This is a genomic window from Sphingomonas liriopis (genome assembly GCF_024211255.1).
Classification (GTDB): Bacteria; Pseudomonadota; Alphaproteobacteria; order Sphingomonadales; family Sphingomonadaceae; genus Sphingomonas; species Sphingomonas liriopis.
Genome location: NZ_JAMLDY010000003.1, coordinates 41,337 through 57,471, shown reverse-complemented (window position 1 = coordinate 57,471; position 16,135 = coordinate 41,337). Strand labels below are relative to the sequence as shown.

At 64.7% G+C, this 16,135-nt stretch carries 15 protein-coding genes and 1 pseudogene; 6 read left to right on the top strand and 10 right to left on the bottom strand.

Features of this window, described 5'->3' with window-relative positions; all coding sequences use genetic code 11:
• Window positions 1-91: 91 nt before the first annotated feature.
• Both tnpB and M9979_RS02820 read right to left on the bottom strand, forming a co-directional pair.
• Window positions 92-205, bottom strand: a pseudogene (gene tnpB, locus M9979_RS02825) (IS66 family insertion sequence element accessory protein TnpB); the annotation flags it as partial.
• Complete coding sequence (locus tag M9979_RS02820) at window positions 202-348, bottom strand: hypothetical protein (RefSeq protein ID WP_254287825.1); 147 nt, start codon at window positions 346-348, stop codon at window positions 202-204. The gene M9979_RS02820 and the pseudogene tnpB, both read right to left, overlap by 4 nt.
• A gap of 511 nt (window positions 349-859) precedes the next feature.
• Between M9979_RS02820 and M9979_RS02815 the strand changes: the two genes are divergently transcribed.
• Window positions 860-2,269 carry a glycoside hydrolase family 47 protein gene (locus M9979_RS02815; RefSeq protein WP_254287824.1) on the top strand — a complete coding sequence of 470 codons (1,410 nt, stop codon included), beginning with the start codon at window positions 860-862 and terminating at the stop codon, window positions 2,267-2,269.
• Between the two features lie 6 nt (window positions 2,270-2,275).
• Here M9979_RS02815 and M9979_RS02810 read toward each other — a convergent pair whose 3' ends face one another.
• The 6 genes from M9979_RS02810 to M9979_RS02785 form a co-directional block, all read right to left on the bottom strand.
• Window positions 2,276-2,584: a hypothetical protein gene (locus tag M9979_RS02810; protein ID WP_254287823.1), complete on the bottom strand. Its 309-nt coding sequence runs from the start codon at window positions 2,582-2,584 to the stop codon at window positions 2,276-2,278.
• Window positions 2,585-2,607: 23 nt separating this feature from the next.
• A complete protein-coding gene (locus M9979_RS02805; protein ID WP_254287822.1) occupies window positions 2,608-4,248 on the bottom strand; it encodes a Na+/H+ antiporter in 1,641 nt (546 codons plus the stop codon).
• Between the two features lie 116 nt (window positions 4,249-4,364).
• The gene (gene rpoD, locus M9979_RS02800; protein WP_254287821.1) at window positions 4,365-6,401 is read right to left on the bottom strand and encodes an RNA polymerase sigma factor RpoD; all 2,037 of its coding nucleotides are present in this window, start codon (window positions 6,399-6,401) and stop codon (window positions 4,365-4,367) included.
• A complete protein-coding gene (gene dnaG / locus M9979_RS02795; protein ID WP_254287820.1) occupies window positions 6,401-8,251 on the bottom strand; it encodes a DNA primase in 1,851 nt (616 codons plus the stop codon). Before dnaG ends, rpoD begins: the two co-directional genes overlap by 1 nt.
• Window positions 8,248-8,622 carry an endonuclease domain-containing protein gene (locus tag M9979_RS02790; protein WP_254287819.1) on the bottom strand — a complete coding sequence of 125 codons (375 nt, stop codon included), beginning with the start codon at window positions 8,620-8,622 and terminating at the stop codon, window positions 8,248-8,250. The genes dnaG and M9979_RS02790 overlap by 4 nt, the downstream gene beginning before the upstream one ends.
• A gap of 49 nt (window positions 8,623-8,671) precedes the next feature.
• The gene (locus M9979_RS02785) at window positions 8,672-9,124 is read right to left on the bottom strand and encodes a GatB/YqeY domain-containing protein (protein ID WP_254287818.1); all 453 of its coding nucleotides are present in this window, start codon (window positions 9,122-9,124) and stop codon (window positions 8,672-8,674) included.
• Window positions 9,125-9,268: 144 nt separating this feature from the next.
• Between M9979_RS02785 and carA the strand changes: the two genes are divergently transcribed.
• The 5 genes from carA (at window position 9,269) to greA (ending at window position 15,066) form a co-directional block, all read left to right on the top strand.
• A complete protein-coding gene (gene carA, locus M9979_RS02780) occupies window positions 9,269-10,462 on the top strand; it encodes a glutamine-hydrolyzing carbamoyl-phosphate synthase small subunit (protein ID WP_254287817.1) in 1,194 nt (397 codons plus the stop codon).
• The gene (locus M9979_RS02775) at window positions 10,455-10,838 is read left to right on the top strand and encodes a hypothetical protein (protein WP_254287816.1); all 384 of its coding nucleotides are present in this window, start codon (window positions 10,455-10,457) and stop codon (window positions 10,836-10,838) included. The genes carA and M9979_RS02775 overlap by 8 nt, the downstream gene beginning before the upstream one ends.
• Entirely contained in the window at window positions 10,831-11,193 is a 363-nt protein-coding gene (locus M9979_RS02770; protein ID WP_254287815.1) for a hypothetical protein, read from the top strand. Before M9979_RS02775 ends, M9979_RS02770 begins: the two co-directional genes overlap by 8 nt.
• Entirely contained in the window at window positions 11,193-14,516 is a 3,324-nt protein-coding gene (gene carB, locus M9979_RS02765; RefSeq protein WP_254287814.1) for a carbamoyl-phosphate synthase large subunit, read from the top strand. The genes M9979_RS02770 and carB overlap by 1 nt, the downstream gene beginning before the upstream one ends.
• Before the next feature lie 73 nt (window positions 14,517-14,589).
• Complete coding sequence (gene greA, locus M9979_RS02760) at window positions 14,590-15,066, top strand: transcription elongation factor GreA (RefSeq protein WP_254287813.1); 477 nt, start codon at window positions 14,590-14,592, stop codon at window positions 15,064-15,066.
• Window positions 15,067-15,297: 231 nt separating this feature from the next.
• Here greA and M9979_RS02755 read toward each other — a convergent pair whose 3' ends face one another.
• Window positions 15,298-15,528: a DUF4170 domain-containing protein gene (locus M9979_RS02755; RefSeq protein ID WP_254287812.1), complete on the bottom strand. Its 231-nt coding sequence runs from the start codon at window positions 15,526-15,528 to the stop codon at window positions 15,298-15,300.
• 196 nt (window positions 15,529-15,724) lie between these two features.
• On the bottom strand, window positions 15,725-16,120 hold the full coding sequence (locus M9979_RS02750; protein WP_254287811.1) for a hypothetical protein: 396 nt from the start codon (window positions 16,118-16,120) through the stop codon (window positions 15,725-15,727).
• Between the last annotated feature and the right edge of the window lie 15 nt (window positions 16,121-16,135).

The following is a 16,135-nucleotide window of genomic DNA, read 5'->3' as shown; positions in this document are numbered from 1 at the left end:
ACATGACGTTCACCGGCCAGATGGACGCATGCTGCTCGATAAAGGCGAACTTCATCGCGGCATCTCCGCAAAGATGCCGACGGCTTTTTTAGGGGTTCTGCGCCAGCACCTGCGGCACCAGCACCGCCAGGCCATCAAACCCCTTGCGCATGTCGGTCACCCCGCACGCCAGGAACACCCGTGTCGGCAGAGGCACGGGGTTCATCGCAGCACCGACAGCACCCGTGCCAGCGCCCCTGCATCCACCGCAGCATCCACGCTCACCCGCACGCCACCCGGCAGTTCGATATGGATGAACTCCGGTGGACACGGCGCCGGCTGCGGTGTCAGCACGACCGGTTCCAGCACGTACCACCACGTCTGTAATTATATTGGGGTGCTACAGGGGGTGTCTGCCAAAACCCCGCAGAAAACGCCAAATGATTACAGGCATTTACGATGCCACGAAGGACGATTGTGGGTACTGTTCCCGCAACCACCGACAGCGCCGTCTTGCGCATTTGCAAGCCAGCCACGCGGATTGCCAAAAACGGTGTCGAGGGAGACCGCTGGTCGCGCTTCCGGTGTCGGTCCTAAGATTAGTTGCATCCAAGAACGTCTCGGAACAGCCCATCAAATGGTTGGTCTAAATGATGGTAGAAGGGGAGGTGGCGGAGCCAATAGTGTGAGAATTCAGGATCATACGACAAAACCCTGAATCCTGCCGCCCCAGCCAATCCACTATCAGGGTCATCGAACCGCGCCGTGCGCTGCGCAGCGGCGTCCCGTCGATGCGTGCCCTCCCGTGAACGGATGCGATCTGTCCTGCGGCACGCCGCATGCTATTGATCCCCGGATCTCACGGATGGGAGGGGCGGTGATGATCGGTCGGCGGGCGATGTTGGGTGGGGGGATCGCCAGCCTGGGTGCGGCGGCGGTCGGTCGTTCTCGCACGGGGGCGGACGGCGATGCGGCGCGGTGGCGGACGCTTGGCGAGAGGGTCAAGGCGGAGATGGCCTGGGCGTGGGACGCCTATCGCGCGCATGCCTGGGGGAAGGACGAGATCAGGCCGGTCAGCGGCACCGTCTCCAGCTTTCCGTTGAAAGGGCACCACCTCGGCCTCAGCCTGATCGAGGCGCTCGATACCTTGTGGGTCATGGGGCTGGACGGCCGCTTCGCCGACGGCGTCGCGTGGATCAAGGCGGAGCTCGACTTCGACGTCGATGGCGAGGTGTCGGTGTTCGAAACCTCGATTCGGCTCGTCGGCGGGTTGCTGTCCGCGCATCATGCCTGCGGCGACCCGGTGCTGCTGGCGAAGGCGCGCGATCTGGCGGATCGGCTGCTGCCCGCGTTCGATACGCCGACCGGCTTTCCCTATCGCTTCATCAACCTCAGGACGGGCGTCCGCCGCGATCCCGCGACCAATCCTGCCGAGATCGGCAGCTTCCTGCCCGAATGGGGGACGCTGAGCCGGCTGACCGGCGATCCGCGCTATCGCGACGTCACCCGCCGCGCGATGGTGGCGCTGTTCGCCAGGCGCTCGCGGCTCGACCTGCTGGCGGTCAGGATCGATGCGCTGAGCGGCGAATGGCTCGATTCGCGCGCGACGGTCGGCTCCTATGCGGACAGCTATTACGAATATCTGTGGGACAGCTGGCAGCTGTTCGGCGATGCCGAATGCCGGCGCATGTACGAGGTCTGCACCGCCGCGATCCTGCGCCACCAGCAGGTCTGGCGGAACGGCCGGCTGTGGATCGCCGATGTGGATTTTCGCACCGGCGCGGTGGTCAGCACCGAACAGGACGAGCTCGCGTCCTTCTACGGCGGGCTGCTGGCGCAAGGCGGCGCGGCGAAGGAAGGGGCGGCGGTGACCGAGACCTGGGCCGCGCTGCAGGACCGCTTCGGGGTGCTGCCCGAAGGGTATGATTATGCGACCGGCACGCCGACCGCACCCGGCAATGCGCTGCGCCCCGAACTCGTCGATGCCGCGTTCAACCTGTGGCTGATCGACCGGTCGCCGCGCTGGCGTGAGATCGCGGCGCGGCATTTCGCCGCGATGCTGCGCTGGAACAAGGCGCGCTACGGCTACACCGATCTCGCCGACGTCACCGCGACGCCGAAGCGGCAGGCCGATCACTGTCCGGGCTATTGGTGGTCGGAACAGATGAAATATTATTATCTGATCTTCTCGGATACGCCGCGATTCGATTATGCGAAGAACTATCTGACGACCGAGGGCAACGTGCTGCTCGGGTTCCGGCAGTCCGCCGTCACGGCGCCGTCGGCCTGACGCTTATCATTCCGCCGGATCGAGCGCGGCATACCAGTCGGCGTAGCGCGTGTTCTTGGCGAGATGCCGGTTGAGGTCCTCGTCCCCCGGCCACCAGACGGGGCCGCGTTCGCCGAGCGCGATCTTGGCGGCATCGACCGCGGCACGCGCGGTGGCGAGTGCGGCGGGGTCCTTTGCCGCGAGCGCCGCGCGAACCGCGCGTCTGGCGGTCATCAGCGCGGCGACATACGCCGTGCGTTCGGCCTCCGGCAAATGCGGGTTCGCCCGCCGCCACAGCCGGCCGCGGACGACGATATAGCGGCCGTCAGGGGTCACCGGCGGTGCTGCACGTCTCGTGTTCACACGCGGTAACGCGTTTCCAGCAGGTCGAGTTCGCGCACGAGCTTCTGCGCGATCGCGCTGCCGATCGCGCGGTCGCGGACAAGGTCGATGATCGCGGCGCGTTCGGCCTGGATGCCGGCGAGGCGGAAATCGCGTTCCAGCCGGTCCTGCAACCGCGCCTCGGCGGAGGCCTTGGCCGATCCGCTGCGCGCCTCGATCCGGTCGCGGTACAGGTCCATCACCCGCGTGCCCGCCGCCGCGTAGAAATCCGCCTTGCCCTCGCGTTCGGCGAGGTCGTGCTGCGCGCGTTCGATCGCGCGGATCGCCGCCTCCGCCGCGGCGACGCGCGCGCCGTCCTCCTCCGCCTGGCGCGAGGGTTCGGCGGGCATGGTCAGGCCGTTGAGCAGGATCGGCAGCGCGATGCTGGCGAGCAGCAGCGACACGATGATGACGCCGGCGGCGAGGAAGATCGCGAGGTCGCGCGCGGGGAAGGGCGATCCGTCCGCCAGCGCCAGCGGGATGGTCAGCACGCCCGCCAGCGTGATCGCGCCGCGCACCCCGGCGATCGACATCGCCGCGACCAGCCGCCAGTCGGGGCTGTGCAGCGTCTCCGCACCACCCGCCCGCCGCCGCAGCAGCGTCAGCCGCAGCGACACCCACACCCAGCCGAAGCGCAGCGCGGCGAGGCCGGCGACGATCGCGAGCACGTAGAGGCCGAGCCAGCCGGTGCCGTGATGCCCGGTCAGCAGCACCGTCGCCCGCGCGCCGGCGAGGATCGCGGGCAATTGCTCGCCGAGCAGCACGAAGATGATGCCGTTGAGCGCGAATTGCAGCGTGTCCCACACCGAGTTGCGCCGCATCCGCGTGGTCGCCAGCGCCTGTCGCGAGATTTCGGCGAAGGTCATCGTCACGCCCGCCGACACCGCGGCGAGGATGCCGGAGGCATGGATATGCTCGGCGAGCAGGTAGGATCCGAACGGGATCAGCAGGCTGACGAGGATCTGCGACCCCGATTCCTCGCCGAAGCGCCGCGACACCCACGCCTTGGCGCGCGTCGCGGCGAGCGTCACGACGACGCCGACCGCCAGGCCGACGCCGGCGACCCAGACGAAGTTCGCGGCGGCGGCGGGGGCGGAGAAGCTGCCGGTCAGCGCCGCGGCGATCGCGAAGTGCAGGCAGACGAGGCCCGACGCATCGTTGAGCAAAGATTCGCCTTCGAGGATATGCATCATCCGCCTGGGAATCGGCACGCGCGCGGCGATCGCCGACACCGCGATCGGATCGGTCGGCGACACGACCGCGGCGAGCGCGAAGGCGACCGCGAGCGGCATCGCCGGGATCATCCAGTGGATGAACCAGCCCATCCCGATGACGGTGATGAGGACGAGGCCGAGCGCCAGTTCGACGACGGTCGGCAAATCCTTGAGCAGCTCATCCTTGGGGATGCGCCAGCCATCGAGGAACAGCAAAGGCGGCAGGAAGAGCAGCAGGAACAGCTCGGGGTCGAGATCGACCCGGTAGGAGGTCGACAGGCCGATTCCCGCGCCGAGCAATATCTGCACCAGCGGCGTCGGCACCGAAATCGGCAACATGCGTGAGATCGATCCGCTGAGCACGACCGCGAGCAGCAGGAACAGGACGATCGATACGGATTCCAACTGGCACTCCCGGCGGTGTCCGACGGAACGTCGGGACAGGATCGCGGCACCGCCGGCCGCGACGGGGCGGCGCCCTTGGAAAAGCGGCGACCCCATCGGGCCGCCGCTTGGGTTCGTCACTGGTCGAGGAAGCTGCGCATCTTGCGGCTGCGGCTCGGGTGCTTGAGCTTCCTCAGCGCCTTCGCCTCGATCTGGCGGATACGCTCGCGCGTCACGCTGAACTGCTGGCCGACCTCTTCGAGCGTATGGTCGGTGTTCATCCCGATGCCGAAGCGCATGCGCAGCACGCGTTCCTCGCGCGGGGTGAGCGAGGCAAGGACGCGGGTGACCGTTTCCTTGAGGTTCGCCTGGATCGCCGCATCGACCGGGATGACCGCGTTCTTGTCCTCGATGAAATCGCCGAGGTGGCTGTCCTCCTCGTCGCCGATCGGCGTTTCGAGGGAGATCGGTTCCTTGGCGATCTTCATCACCTTGCGCACCTTCTCGAGCGGCATGCTCAGGCGCTCGGCCATCTCCTCCGGGGTCGGCTCGCGACCCTGCTCGTGCAGGAACTGGCGGCTGGTGCGGACCAGCTTGTTGATCGTCTCGATCATGTGCACCGGGATGCGGATCGTGCGCGCCTGGTCGGCGATCGAGCGGGTGATCGCCTGCCGGATCCACCACGTCGCATAGGTGCTGAACTTGTAGCCGCGGCGGTATTCGAACTTGTCGACCGCCTTCATCAGGCCGATGTTGCCCTCCTGGATCAGATCCAGGAACTGCAAGCCGCGGTTGGTGTATTTCTTGGCGATCGAGATGACGAGGCGCAGGTTCGCTTCGACCATCTCCTTCTTGGCGATGCGCGCCTCGCGCTCCGCCTTCTGCACCATGTTGACGATGCGGCGGAATTCGGTGAGCGCCATGCCGGTCTGCTGCGAAATCTCGCTGATCTCGCCGCGGATGCGATCGACCGCATCGCCCTCGTTCGTGGCGAAGGCGGTCCATTTCTTGTCGAGCTTGCCGACCGACTGCAGCCACGTATCGTCGGTCTCGTGGCCGACATAGCGGTCGAGGAAGTCCTTGCGGCTGACCTTGTGACGCTCGGCGAGGCGCAGCATCTGGCCGCCCAGCGCGGTCAGGCGACGGTTGAACGCGTAGAGCTGGTCGACGAGATATTCGATCTTGGCGTTGTGGAACTGGACGCTCTCGACCTCGGCGGTCAGCTCCTCGCGCAGCTTCTGGTATTTGCGCTCGTCGGCGCCGGACAGCTCGCCGCCCGCCTGCATCGCGTCGAGGCGCGACTGCTGGAGCTTGCTGAACTTCTTGTAGAGCGCGGTGATGCTGGCGAACCGCTCCAAGGCCTGCGGCTTGAGCGTTTCCTCCATCTGCGCGAGGCTGAGGGTGTTGTCCTCGTCCTCGTCGTCGGACGGGCGGGGGATGCGCGGCTCGCCCGATTCGTCTTCGTCATCGGCAGACGCTTCCTCTGGCTCCGCTTCTTCTTTGAAGCTGGCGCCGGCGGTCTTCTCGCTGATCTCGCCGTTGTCGTCTTCCTCGGCGCCCTCGACCTGCTCGGCCGACGGACCCTTGGACAGCATCGCGTCGAGATCGAGAATCTCGCGCAGCTGCATCGTGCCTTCGTTGAGCGCGGTCGACCAGTCGATGATCGCGTTGAACGTGATGGGCGATTCGCAGAGGCCGAGGATCATCGTGTCGCGACCGGCCTCGATCCGCTTGGCGATGGCGATCTCGCCCTCGCGGCTCAGCAGCTCGACCGCGCCCATCTCGCGCAGGTACATGCGGACCGGATCGTCGGTGCGATCGACGGTTTCCTTCTTCTTCGTCTCCAGCGCGGGCGCGGCGGTGCCGTCGCCATCGACCTCCGCGACCTCCGGCTCGTCGTCCTCGGGCTGCTCCTTCTCGTCGCCGTCGTCGCCGGCCTCGTCGTTCTCGACGATGTTGATGCCCATCTCGTTGAGCGCGGACATGATGTCCTCGAGCTGGTCGGAGGACATCTGATCCTGCGGCAATGCCTCGTTGAGCTGGTCGTAGGTGATGTAGCCGCGCTTCTTCGCCCGGGCGACCAGCTTCTTGATATCGGCATCATTGAGGTCGATCAGCGGCGCATCGGTCACGTCCGCACCCTCGTCGCCACCGTTGCCGTTAACTTTCGCCATCAATTGCCCTCACTCGCTTCAACCGGCATGTCATCCGGCGACAGCGCGTCCATGAAAATTTGCTCCATGCGCTGCTTAGCTTTTAGCAAGCGCACATATTCCTCAAAGTCCGATGCGTCCCAATTGGAAACGTACCGATCATTGGCTTCCTTCAGTTCAACATCGAGCGCTGGCCCAACGTCCAGCTTTTCCGCCACGAAAGCCAGATCCCGACGAGCTTGCTCAGGGTCGGCTTTATGGGCGAGAAAGGAAAAGGCAAGCGTCACCTCTTTGAGCTTGGCTAAAACGCCGCCGAGTCCGTCTTCACGTAACGTGGTAATAACCGTGGGCGTTTCAAGGTTCTGATCGCGCAGCGCAACGTCTAGCAGGCGTTCGCGCGTCTGCCGGAGTTGGATGGCGTTGATTGGCAGTCGGACAAGCGTCTCCGCTAAAGGAGCAATCATATCGGGAAAGCGGATCAATCCGCTAATCAAGGCGGGCAGTATAGTGACTTGATCAATGCCAAATTGAGAAATGGCAATCAGTCTTGGTGAGATCGGCTGTTTTGGCTTGTCCGATTTTCGAAAACTTTTGAACGAGTCGGCCGGGCGTTCGGGATGAAAATAATCCCACACCCTCTTATTGAACATTGCGAGATATTCTGCGCGAACGTCCGCATCTTGTATCGTTTTTGCATGGGACCGTAGCCGGGCACCGAGCGCGGCCCGTTGTTCGGGGGTAACAAGCGGTTCTGCAGCCAGTTCATGCTTCCAAATGCGATCTACGAGATGCTCAGCATCTGCGACTAGCGCTTCAAATGCTCCAATACCTTTGCTGCGAACAAGATCGTCGGGATCTTGACCATCAGGGAGAGTTATGAAGCGCAAACTTCTCCCATCGCCCAGCAGCGGCAGCGCTCGCTGTGCGGCGCGCAACGCCGCCTTCTGCCCGGCGCTGTCGCCGTCGAAGCAGAGGATCGGCACGTCGACCATCCGCCACAATCGCTCCAGCTGCGCCTCGGTCAGCGCGGTACCGAGCGGCGCGACCGCCTCCTGTATGCCCACCTGCGCCAGCGCGATGACGTCCATATAGCCCTCGACCACCAGCACGCGGTTCGCCTTGCGCGCGGCGGGCGCGGCGCGGTCGAGGTTGTAGAGCGTGCGGCCCTTGTCGAAGAGCGGCGTGTCGGGGGAATTAAGGTATTTGGGCTCGCCATCACCGATCACCCGCCCGCCGAAGGCGATCGTGCGGCCGCGGGCGTCGCGGATCGGGATCATCAGCCGCCCGCGGAAGCGGTCGTAGGGATCCTTGCCCTCGACCTGGATCAGCAGGCCGCATTCGACCAGCACCGGGTCGCCGTACTCCTTCAGCGCGGTCTTGAGCTTGCCGCGGCTGTCGGGGGAAAAGCCCATGCCGAACGTCCGCGCGGTGTCGGCGGAGATACCGCGCTTGGCCAGCACGCCGCGCGCCTCGGCACCGCCGATGCCGTTCAGCTGCTCGGTGAACCAGCTCGCGGCGTCGGCCATCGCCTCGTGCAGGCCCTTGGCGCGTTCGGCCTTGGCGGCCGACGCGCGGTCCTGCGCGGGCATCTCCATGCCGGCGGCCTGCGCGAGTTCCTTGACCGCGTCGATGAACGGCAGGCCGCGCTGGTCGGTCATCCAGCGGATCGCATCGCCATGCGCCGAACAGCCGAAGCAATGGTAGAAGCCCTTGTCGTCGTTGACGTAGAAGCTGGGCGTCTTCTCGTTGTGGAACGGGCAACAGCCGCGCATCTCGCGGCCCGCCTTGGTCAGCTTCGTCGTCTTGCCGATCAGCGCCGACAAGGATGTGCGGGCGCGGAGTTCGTCCAGAAATTGGGGCGAGAGACTCACGTATTCCCCTCCCGCTCGCGGGAGGGGCTAGGGGAGGGCAGGCGCGCCAACGCCGAGGCAATCGCATCAACGACGCCTTCGGTGTGCTCCACCACATCGTTGTTCCAGAACCGCAGCACCGTAAAACCCAAGCCTTCCAGATAGCGCGTGCGCTCTGCGTCCTGCTCACTTTGCCACGAATGCTGTCCGCCATCCACTTCGACGATCAGCTTTGCAGACCGAGCTACGAAATCGCAGATGAAGGGTCCGACTGGCACCTGCCGGTTGAAACGCGCGCCCGCAATCTGTCGAGCGCTGAGATACTGCCACAGGCGGCGTTCGGCGTCTGTGGCGTTGGCGCGGAGTTGGCGGGCTTTCGTGCGCTGCTCCATGCTGTGGATACTGCCCTCCCCCGACCCCTCCCGCAAGCGGGAGGGGAGTTTAAGCCAACGACGCCTTAACCAACCCGCTCGCCTTGCTCATGTCGAGGCTCGCCGCATGCCGCGCCTTCAGCTCGGCCATCACCCGGCCCATGTCCTTCATGCCGCTCGCGCCCATCTCCGCCTTGATCGCCTCGATCGCCGCGCGCGTTTCGTCTTCGCTCATCTGCGCCGGCAGGAAGCGTTCGATCACCGCGACCTCGGCCTTTTCCGCATCGGCCAGTTCCTGCCGCCCGCCGCTTTCGTACATCGCGATCGATTCGCGGCGCTGCTTGACCATCTTCTGCAGCACCTCGACCACCAATGCATCGTCGTCCGGCGTCGAGCCGCTGGTACGCAGTTCGATGTCGCGGTTCTTGATGGCGGCCTGGATCAGGCTGATCGCGTTGCGCGATTCCTTGTCGCCGGCCTTCATGGCGGTGACCTGCGCGGCCTTGATGTCGTCGCGAATCATGGGGACACTCTCGTCGGTATACGTGAAGCGGACTGCCGTAGCGGAGGAACGGCGCCCCGTGAACCGGTTGACCTGACGGGGGCGGGGGTCTAGCGGGCGGCACTTAGCGACATAGACGAAACCCGTAGGAGTGCCCGCCAAGCCATGGCCGAGCCTAAGCCCATTGCCATGCCCGCAAAGCCTGACGGCGCGACGGGCGTTCTGGTCCTCGCGAGCGGCGAGGTGGCCTGGGGCCGCGGCTTCGGCGCGGAAGGCGCGGCGGTCGGCGAGGTGTGCTTCCACACCGCGATGACGGGCTATCAGGAGATCATGACCGACCCGTCGTTCGCGGGGCAGATCATCACCTTCACCTTCCCGCATATCGGCAACGTCGGCGCCAATCCCGACGATATCGAGGCGGACGCACCCCACGCGCTGGGCATGATCGTGCGCGAGGACGTGACCGCGCCGTCGAACTTCCGCGCGGTCGAGCGGCTGGACGGCTGGATGCAGCGGCACAACCGCATCGGCCTGTCGGGGATCGACACCCGTGCGCTGACGTGGCGCATCCGCAGCGGTGGCGCACCCAATGGCGTGGTGGCGCATGCCGCGGACGGGGTGTTCGACCTCGATGCGCTGCTCGCCATGGCGCAGGCGTGGCCCGGGCTGGAGGGCATGGACCTTGCCAGGACCGTGTCGACCGAGACGCATTATGCCTGGGGCGAGGGCCGCGAGGGCGGGCCGTGGCGGCTGGGCTTCGGGTACGGCGCCGGCGACGGCGCCGACCGCCCGCATGTCGTCGCGATCGATTACGGCAGCAAGCACAACATCTTCCGCAACCTTGTTCACGCTGGTGCGAAGGTGACGGTGCTGCCGGCCGAGGCGACGTTCGAGCAAGTGATGGCGCTGTCACCGGACGGCATCTTCCTGTCCAACGGCCCCGGCGACCCCGCCGCGACCGGCGAGTATGCGGTGCCGGTGATCCGGCAGCTGCTCGATACGGGTAAGCCGTTGTTCGGCATCTGCCTCGGCCACCAGCTGCTCGGGCTCGCGGTCGGCGCGACCACGACCAAGATGTTCCAGGGCCACCGCGGCGCCAACCACCCGGTCAAGCGCCTGTCCGACGGCGCGGTCGAGATTACGAGTATGAACCACGGCTTCGCGGTCGAACGGGAGTCTTTGCCGGCGAACGTGCGCGAGACGCATGTGTCGCTGTTCGATGGCAGCAATGCGGGGCTGGAGCTGACCGATCGCCCGGCGTTCAGCGTGCAGTATCACCCCGAGGCGAGCCCCGGGCCGCAGGATAGTTTGTATCTATTCGAGAAGTTCGTCGGGTCTCTGGGAGGAGGGGGTGAATAATCGTCTCCCTACTGAAATTCGCAGAATTGCGTCTTCCGTGGCTACTAAAAGCGCGATGAACCCTTCGCTGTTTCAGTGTGCAATATTGTCATTGCCACTTTTCATCCTCAGCTATTTCTCTGACGAGCCTTACAAATTTTATTTTTTTATAGTGGCCTGCGTTCCAGCGTTAATCAGCTGTGTTGCTTTTCTGTATTTTATGTTCAGCAAAGTAGAAGTTTTGCAATCCGAGGAGTTTCGGCTTCGGGACCATGCTCTTCGTATTTACGGTGATAGCGAAAGCTCTGGCGCGGAGCTGGGGCAAATTATCGATGGAAAAGCATTGATAACAAGCGCGCAGGTTGCCCATCAAATTGGGGATCGATCTAATGGTTAGCCTGATCGAGCGAGAAAATCTCTATATATTTATCTTTGATGTTAATGACAAAGATGAAAACGCTGATGACATTCACCGGTTCATAGAGAACTCTAAAATAATATCCGCTTGGTGGAATTATTTTCCAGGTGTATATTTCATACAAGTGAATGCAAACGAAGAAATAATAACAAACTATTTCTATGAGCGCTTTCCACGTATATCCTGCTTTTTGATGCGGGTGGATCGAGAGAGCTTCAAAGGTCGGATGCCAATCCACGCTTGGTCTTGGCTTTTGAACAAGTCTGGAAACGAAGAAGAGGAATTCGTCAAAATGATGACTGAATTCCAGGCTAATAAGAAAAGGCTGAAATAATGCCAAAACGCACCGACATCTCCTCCATCCTCGTCATTGGCGCGGGGCCGATCGTGATCGGGCAGGCGTGCGAGTTCGATTATTCGGGCACGCAGGCGATCAAGGCGTTGAAGGAGGAGGGCTATCGCATCGTCCTCGTCAACTCCAATCCCGCCACGATCATGACCGATCCCGAACTGGCCGACGCCACCTATGTCGAGCCGATCACGCCCGCGGTGGTGGCGAAGATCATCGAGAAGGAGCGGCCCGACGCCGTCCTGCCGACGATGGGCGGGCAGACCGCGCTCAACACCGCGCTGGCGCTGTTCCACGACGGCACGCTGGAGAAGTTCGGCGTCACGATGATCGGCGCGGATGCCGAGGCGATCGACAAGGCCGAGGATCGCCTGAAGTTCAAGGACGCGATGACGAAGATCGGGCTCAACAGCGCCCGCTCCGCGATCGCGCATACCGTCGAGGAGGCGCTCGCCGGGCTGGAGATCACCGGGCTGCCGGCGATCATCCGGCCGAGCTTCACCATGGGCGGGTCGGGCGGCGGCATCGTCTACAACCGGTCCGAATTCGTCGACATGGTCCGCAAGGGACTGGACGCGTCGCCGACCACCGAGGTGCTGATCGAGGAATCGCTGCTCGGCTGGAAGGAATATGAGATGGAGGTCGTGCGGGATCGCAACGACAACGCCATCATCATCTGTTCGATCGAGAACGTCGATCCGATGGGCGTCCATACCGGCGATTCGATCACCGTCGCGCCGGCGCTGACGCTGACCGACAAGGAATATCAGATCATGCGCAACGCATCGATCGCGGTACTCCGGGAAATCGGCGTCGAAACAGGTGGTTCGAACGTGCAGTTCGCGGTCAATCCGAAGGACGGCCGCCTCGTCGTCATCGAGATGAATCCGCGTGTGTCGCGCTCCTCGGCGCTGGCGTCGAAGGCCACCGGCTTCCCGATCGCCAAGGTCGCCGCCAAGCTGGCGGTCGGCTACACGCTCGACGAGATCACCAACGACATCACCGGCGCGACGCCGGCGTCGTTCGAGCCGACGATCGATTACGTCGTCACCAAGATCCCGCGCTTCGCCTTCGAAAAGTTCAAGGGCGCTGAATCCGTGCTCGGCACCGCGATGAAGTCGGTCGGCGAGGTCATGGCGATCGGCCGCAATATCCACGAGAGCATGCAGAAGGCGCTGCGCGGGCTGGAGACCGGCCTGTCGGGCTTCAATGCGGTCGAGCGCCTCGTCGGCGCGCCGCGCGCGGAGATCGAGGCGGCGCTGGCGGTGGCGACACCCGACCGGCTGCTGGTCGCGGCGCAGGCGCTGCGCGAGGGTTTCACCGTCGCCGAAGTGCACGCGATCGCCAAGTTCGATCCGTGGTTCCTCGAACGCCTCGCCGAGATCGTCGCGGCCGAGGAAGAGGTGTGCAGCAGCGGCCTGCCGATCGAAGCCGCGGGTCTGCGGCGGCTGAAGTCGATGGGGTTCAGCGACAAGCGCCTCGCCTATCTCGCGCTCAAGTCCGCCAATCTGCGCGGCATGGAGCGCGGCATCGCGCGCGGGTCGGGACTGATCCACGATGCGGTGGTGGCGATGACCGGCGGCGTGACCGAGGACGAGGTGCGCGCGCTGCGCCACCGGCTCGGCGTGCGGCCCGTGTTCAAGCGCATCGACACCTGCGCGGCGGAGTTCGACGCCAAGACGCCGTATATGTATTCGACCTACGAGGCGCCGTCGTTCGGCGAACCCGAGGACGAGAGCATGCCGTCCGACCGCCGCAAGGTCGTCATCCTCGGCGGTGGCCCGAACCGGATCGGGCAGGGGATCGAATTCGACTATTGCTGCTGCCATGCCTGCTTCGCGCTGGCGGACGTCGGCTATGAGACGATCATGATCAACTGCAACCCGGAGACGGTGAGCACCGATTACGATACGTCCGACCGGCTGTATTTCGAGCCGCTCACCGCCGAGGACGTGCTGGAGATCCTGCACGTCGAGCAGAGCCGCGGCGAGCTGGTCGGGGTGATCGTCCAGTTCGGCGGGCAGACGCCGCTCAACCTCGCGCGTGCGCTGGAGAAGGCGGGGATCCCGATCCTCGGCACCAGCCCGGATGCGATCGACCTCGCCGAGGATCGCGAGCGGTTCGCGGCGCTGGTCAACAAGCTTCGCCTCAAGCAGCCGGCCAACGGCCTCGCGCGCAGCCGCGACGAGGCGGTCGCGGCGGCGGAGCGGATCGGTTACCCGGTGCTGATGCGGCCGAGCTACGTGCTGGGCGGGCGGGCGATGGAGATCGTCGATTCGCTCCAGCAACTCGACGATTACATCCAGACCGCGGTGCAGGTGTCGGGCGATTCGCCGGTGCTGATCGACCAGTATCTGCGCGACGCGATCGAAGTCGACGTCGATGCGATCTGCGACGGCGAGGAGGTCGTCGTCGCCGGCCTGCTCCAGCATATCGAGGAGGCGGGCGTCCATTCGGGCGACAGTGCGTGCTCGATCCCGCCCTATTCGCTGAGCCCCGAGACGATCGCCGAGATCGAGCGGCAGACGGTGGCGCTGGCGCATGCGCTGTCGGTCAAGGGGCTGATGAACATCCAGTTCGCGGTCAAGGACGGCGAGGTCTACCTCATCGAGGTCAACCCGCGTGCCAGTCGCACGGTGCCCTTCGTCGCCAAGGCGATCGGCGTGCCCATCGCCAAGATCGCATCCCGCGTGATGGCGGGCGAGAAGCTCAAGGACCTGCCGCCGATCGACCGTCACATCGATTATTATGCGGTCAAGGAAGCGGTGTTCCCGTTCAACCGCTTCCCCGGCATCGATCCGGTGCTGTCGCCCGAAATGAAGAGCACCGGCGAAGTCATGGGAATCGATCCTGATTTCACCACTGCCTTCGCGAAATCGCAGCTCGGCGCGGGCACCGTGCTGCCGACCGGCGGCACCGCGTTCGTCAGCGTCAAAGACGGTGACAAGCCGCATATCGTGCCGGCGGTGAAGGCGCTGCTCGCGCACGGTTTCAAGGTGCTGGCGACCGGCGGGACCGCCGATTACCTCGAAACCGCGGGCCTCGCGGTGGAGAAGGTCAACAAGGTCGCGCAGGGGCGGCCGCATATCCTCGACCGGATCATGGACGGCGAGGTGACGCTGATCTTCAACACCACCGAAGGGTGGCAGAGCCTCAAGGATTCGAAGCCGATCCGCCAGGCGGCGCTGGCGCAGAAGATCCCCTATTTCACCACCGCACCCGCGAGCGTGCAGGCCGCGGCGGCAATCGGGGTCACTTCTCTTGAAGTACGTCCCTTGCAATCCTATTATTCGCAGTCGCACAACTGATCCCGACATAATGGATGTGTGCGGGCGGGCCGTCATGGTTCGCGCGGGGAATGAGTGAATTGGGGACTTGGATATGGCGACCGTCGAAAAGATGCCGATGCTCCAGGAGGGCTATGAGAAGCTCACCGCGGATCTGAAGCGTCTGAAAGCCGAGCGTCCCCTGATCGTCGACGCGATCGAGGAAGCGCGCGCGCACGGCGACCTGTCGGAAAACGCCGAATATCACGCCGCGAAGGAACAGCAGGGCCAGAACGAGGCGACGATCAGCGACATCGAGGACAAATTGTCCCGTGCGCAGATCATCGACCCGCGCGACCTGTCGGGCGACAAGGTGGTATTCGGCGCGACGGTGACGCTGCTCGACGACGACGACAAGCCGGTGAAGTACCAGATCGTCGGCCAGACCGAGGCGGATGCCAAGACCGGTCGCATCTCGTACAATTCGCCGCTCGGCCGCGCGCTGATCGGACGCCGGGTCGACGACGAGGTCGAGGTGTCGGTGCCCGCGGGCGACCGCTATTATGTGGTGTCGAAGGTCGAGTTCATCTGATTTCGAGAGAGGGGGCGGGGGCTTTCGCCCGCCGCCCCGCCTATACTGTCCACGCCGATCGCACCGTCATCCCGGCTTTCGCCGGGATGATGGATGGGGGCGTGTCCGTACCTCGACATCGTCATCCCCGCGGAGGCGGGGATCCATATGCCAGAACGGTGCGCTTCTATTGCCGCCGTGGCGACTATGGATTCCCGCCTTCGCGGGAATGGCGATGGTGAGGGTGGGGCGTTATGCCGCCGGCGGGGCCAGCAATTCCGGCTCGAGCAGACGGTGCAGGTGGACCACGACGAACTTCATCTCGGCATCGTCGACGGTGCGCTGGGCGGCGGCACGCCAGGCCTTTTCGGCGCTGGCATAATCGGCGAAGATGCCGACGACCTCAAGCTGCGACGGGTCGGCGAAGTCGAGGGTGCGGGGGTCCTGGACGCGGCCGCCGAAGACGAGGTGGAGCTTGCTCATACGCTTTTCCTGGGGTGGGAGGGTCGAGCCCGCGTCCTAGCGTGTTGCGCTGCAATATTGAACCCCGCATCCCGTCCGGGATTGCAAGGGCTAATCATCCAACCGATCCGTTCGCCCTGAGCCTGTCGAAGGGCGTTGGGCCTCGAAGCGCTCGAGACTCAACGTGCTTCGACAGGCTCAGCACGGACGGATTCGGTCACCCCTTGTTCGCTGCCGTCTTCGCCGCGGCAGAGCCGGCAGTGGTCGCCGCCTTGACGACGCCCTGGAGCAGCGACTTGATCTGATCCTTGGCGGCGTCCTTCGACAGGCCGGCGTTGGCGAGTTCGCCGGTGCCGGCCTCGCGTGCCGCCTGGAAGGCGCCGCGGGCGCGTTCGCCGAGCGTGCGGCCGAGCGGCGCGAGCAGCTCCTTTTCCTTGGCCGAGCGCGGGATCAGCGCGCCGGCGAGCGCACCGATCGCGAGGCCGCCGGCGACGATCGCCAGCGGGTTCGATTCGATCGCATCGGCGGTGCGGCGCGCGGCGTCGGTCGCGGCGTGCTTCGCGTCTTCGAGGCGGTCGTGGGGCTTGGTGTTGGCGTCATGGGTGTTGGGCATGGGGTTCGTCCTTCG

Bases quoted from the DNA above. Each gene is read 5' to 3' on its own strand.
- M9979_RS02790 (WP_254287819.1), bottom strand. From the start codon at position 8,622: ATGGAGCAGCGCACGAAAGCCCGCCAACTCCGCGCCAACGCCACAGAC.
- carA (WP_254287817.1), top strand. From the start codon at position 9,269: ATGGCCGAGCCTAAGCCCATTGCCATGCCCGCAAAGCCTGACGGCGCG.
- M9979_RS02815 (WP_254287824.1), top strand. From the start codon at position 860: ATGATCGGTCGGCGGGCGATGTTGGGTGGGGGGATCGCCAGCCTGGGT.
- M9979_RS02785 (WP_254287818.1), bottom strand. From the start codon at position 9,124: ATGATTCGCGACGACATCAAGGCCGCGCAGGTCACCGCCATGAAGGCC.
- rpoD (WP_254287821.1), bottom strand. From the start codon at position 6,401: ATGGCGAAAGTTAACGGCAACGGTGGCGACGAGGGTGCGGACGTGACC.
- M9979_RS02755 (WP_254287812.1), bottom strand. From the start codon at position 15,528: ATGAGCAAGCTCCACCTCGTCTTCGGCGGCCGCGTCCAGGACCCCCGC.
- M9979_RS02770 (WP_254287815.1), top strand. From the start codon at position 10,831: ATGGTTAGCCTGATCGAGCGAGAAAATCTCTATATATTTATCTTTGAT.
- carB (WP_254287814.1), top strand. From the start codon at position 11,193: ATGCCAAAACGCACCGACATCTCCTCCATCCTCGTCATTGGCGCGGGG.
- M9979_RS02750 (WP_254287811.1), bottom strand. From the start codon at position 16,120: ATGCCCAACACCCATGACGCCAACACCAAGCCCCACGACCGCCTCGAA.
- greA (WP_254287813.1), top strand. From the start codon at position 14,590: ATGGCGACCGTCGAAAAGATGCCGATGCTCCAGGAGGGCTATGAGAAG.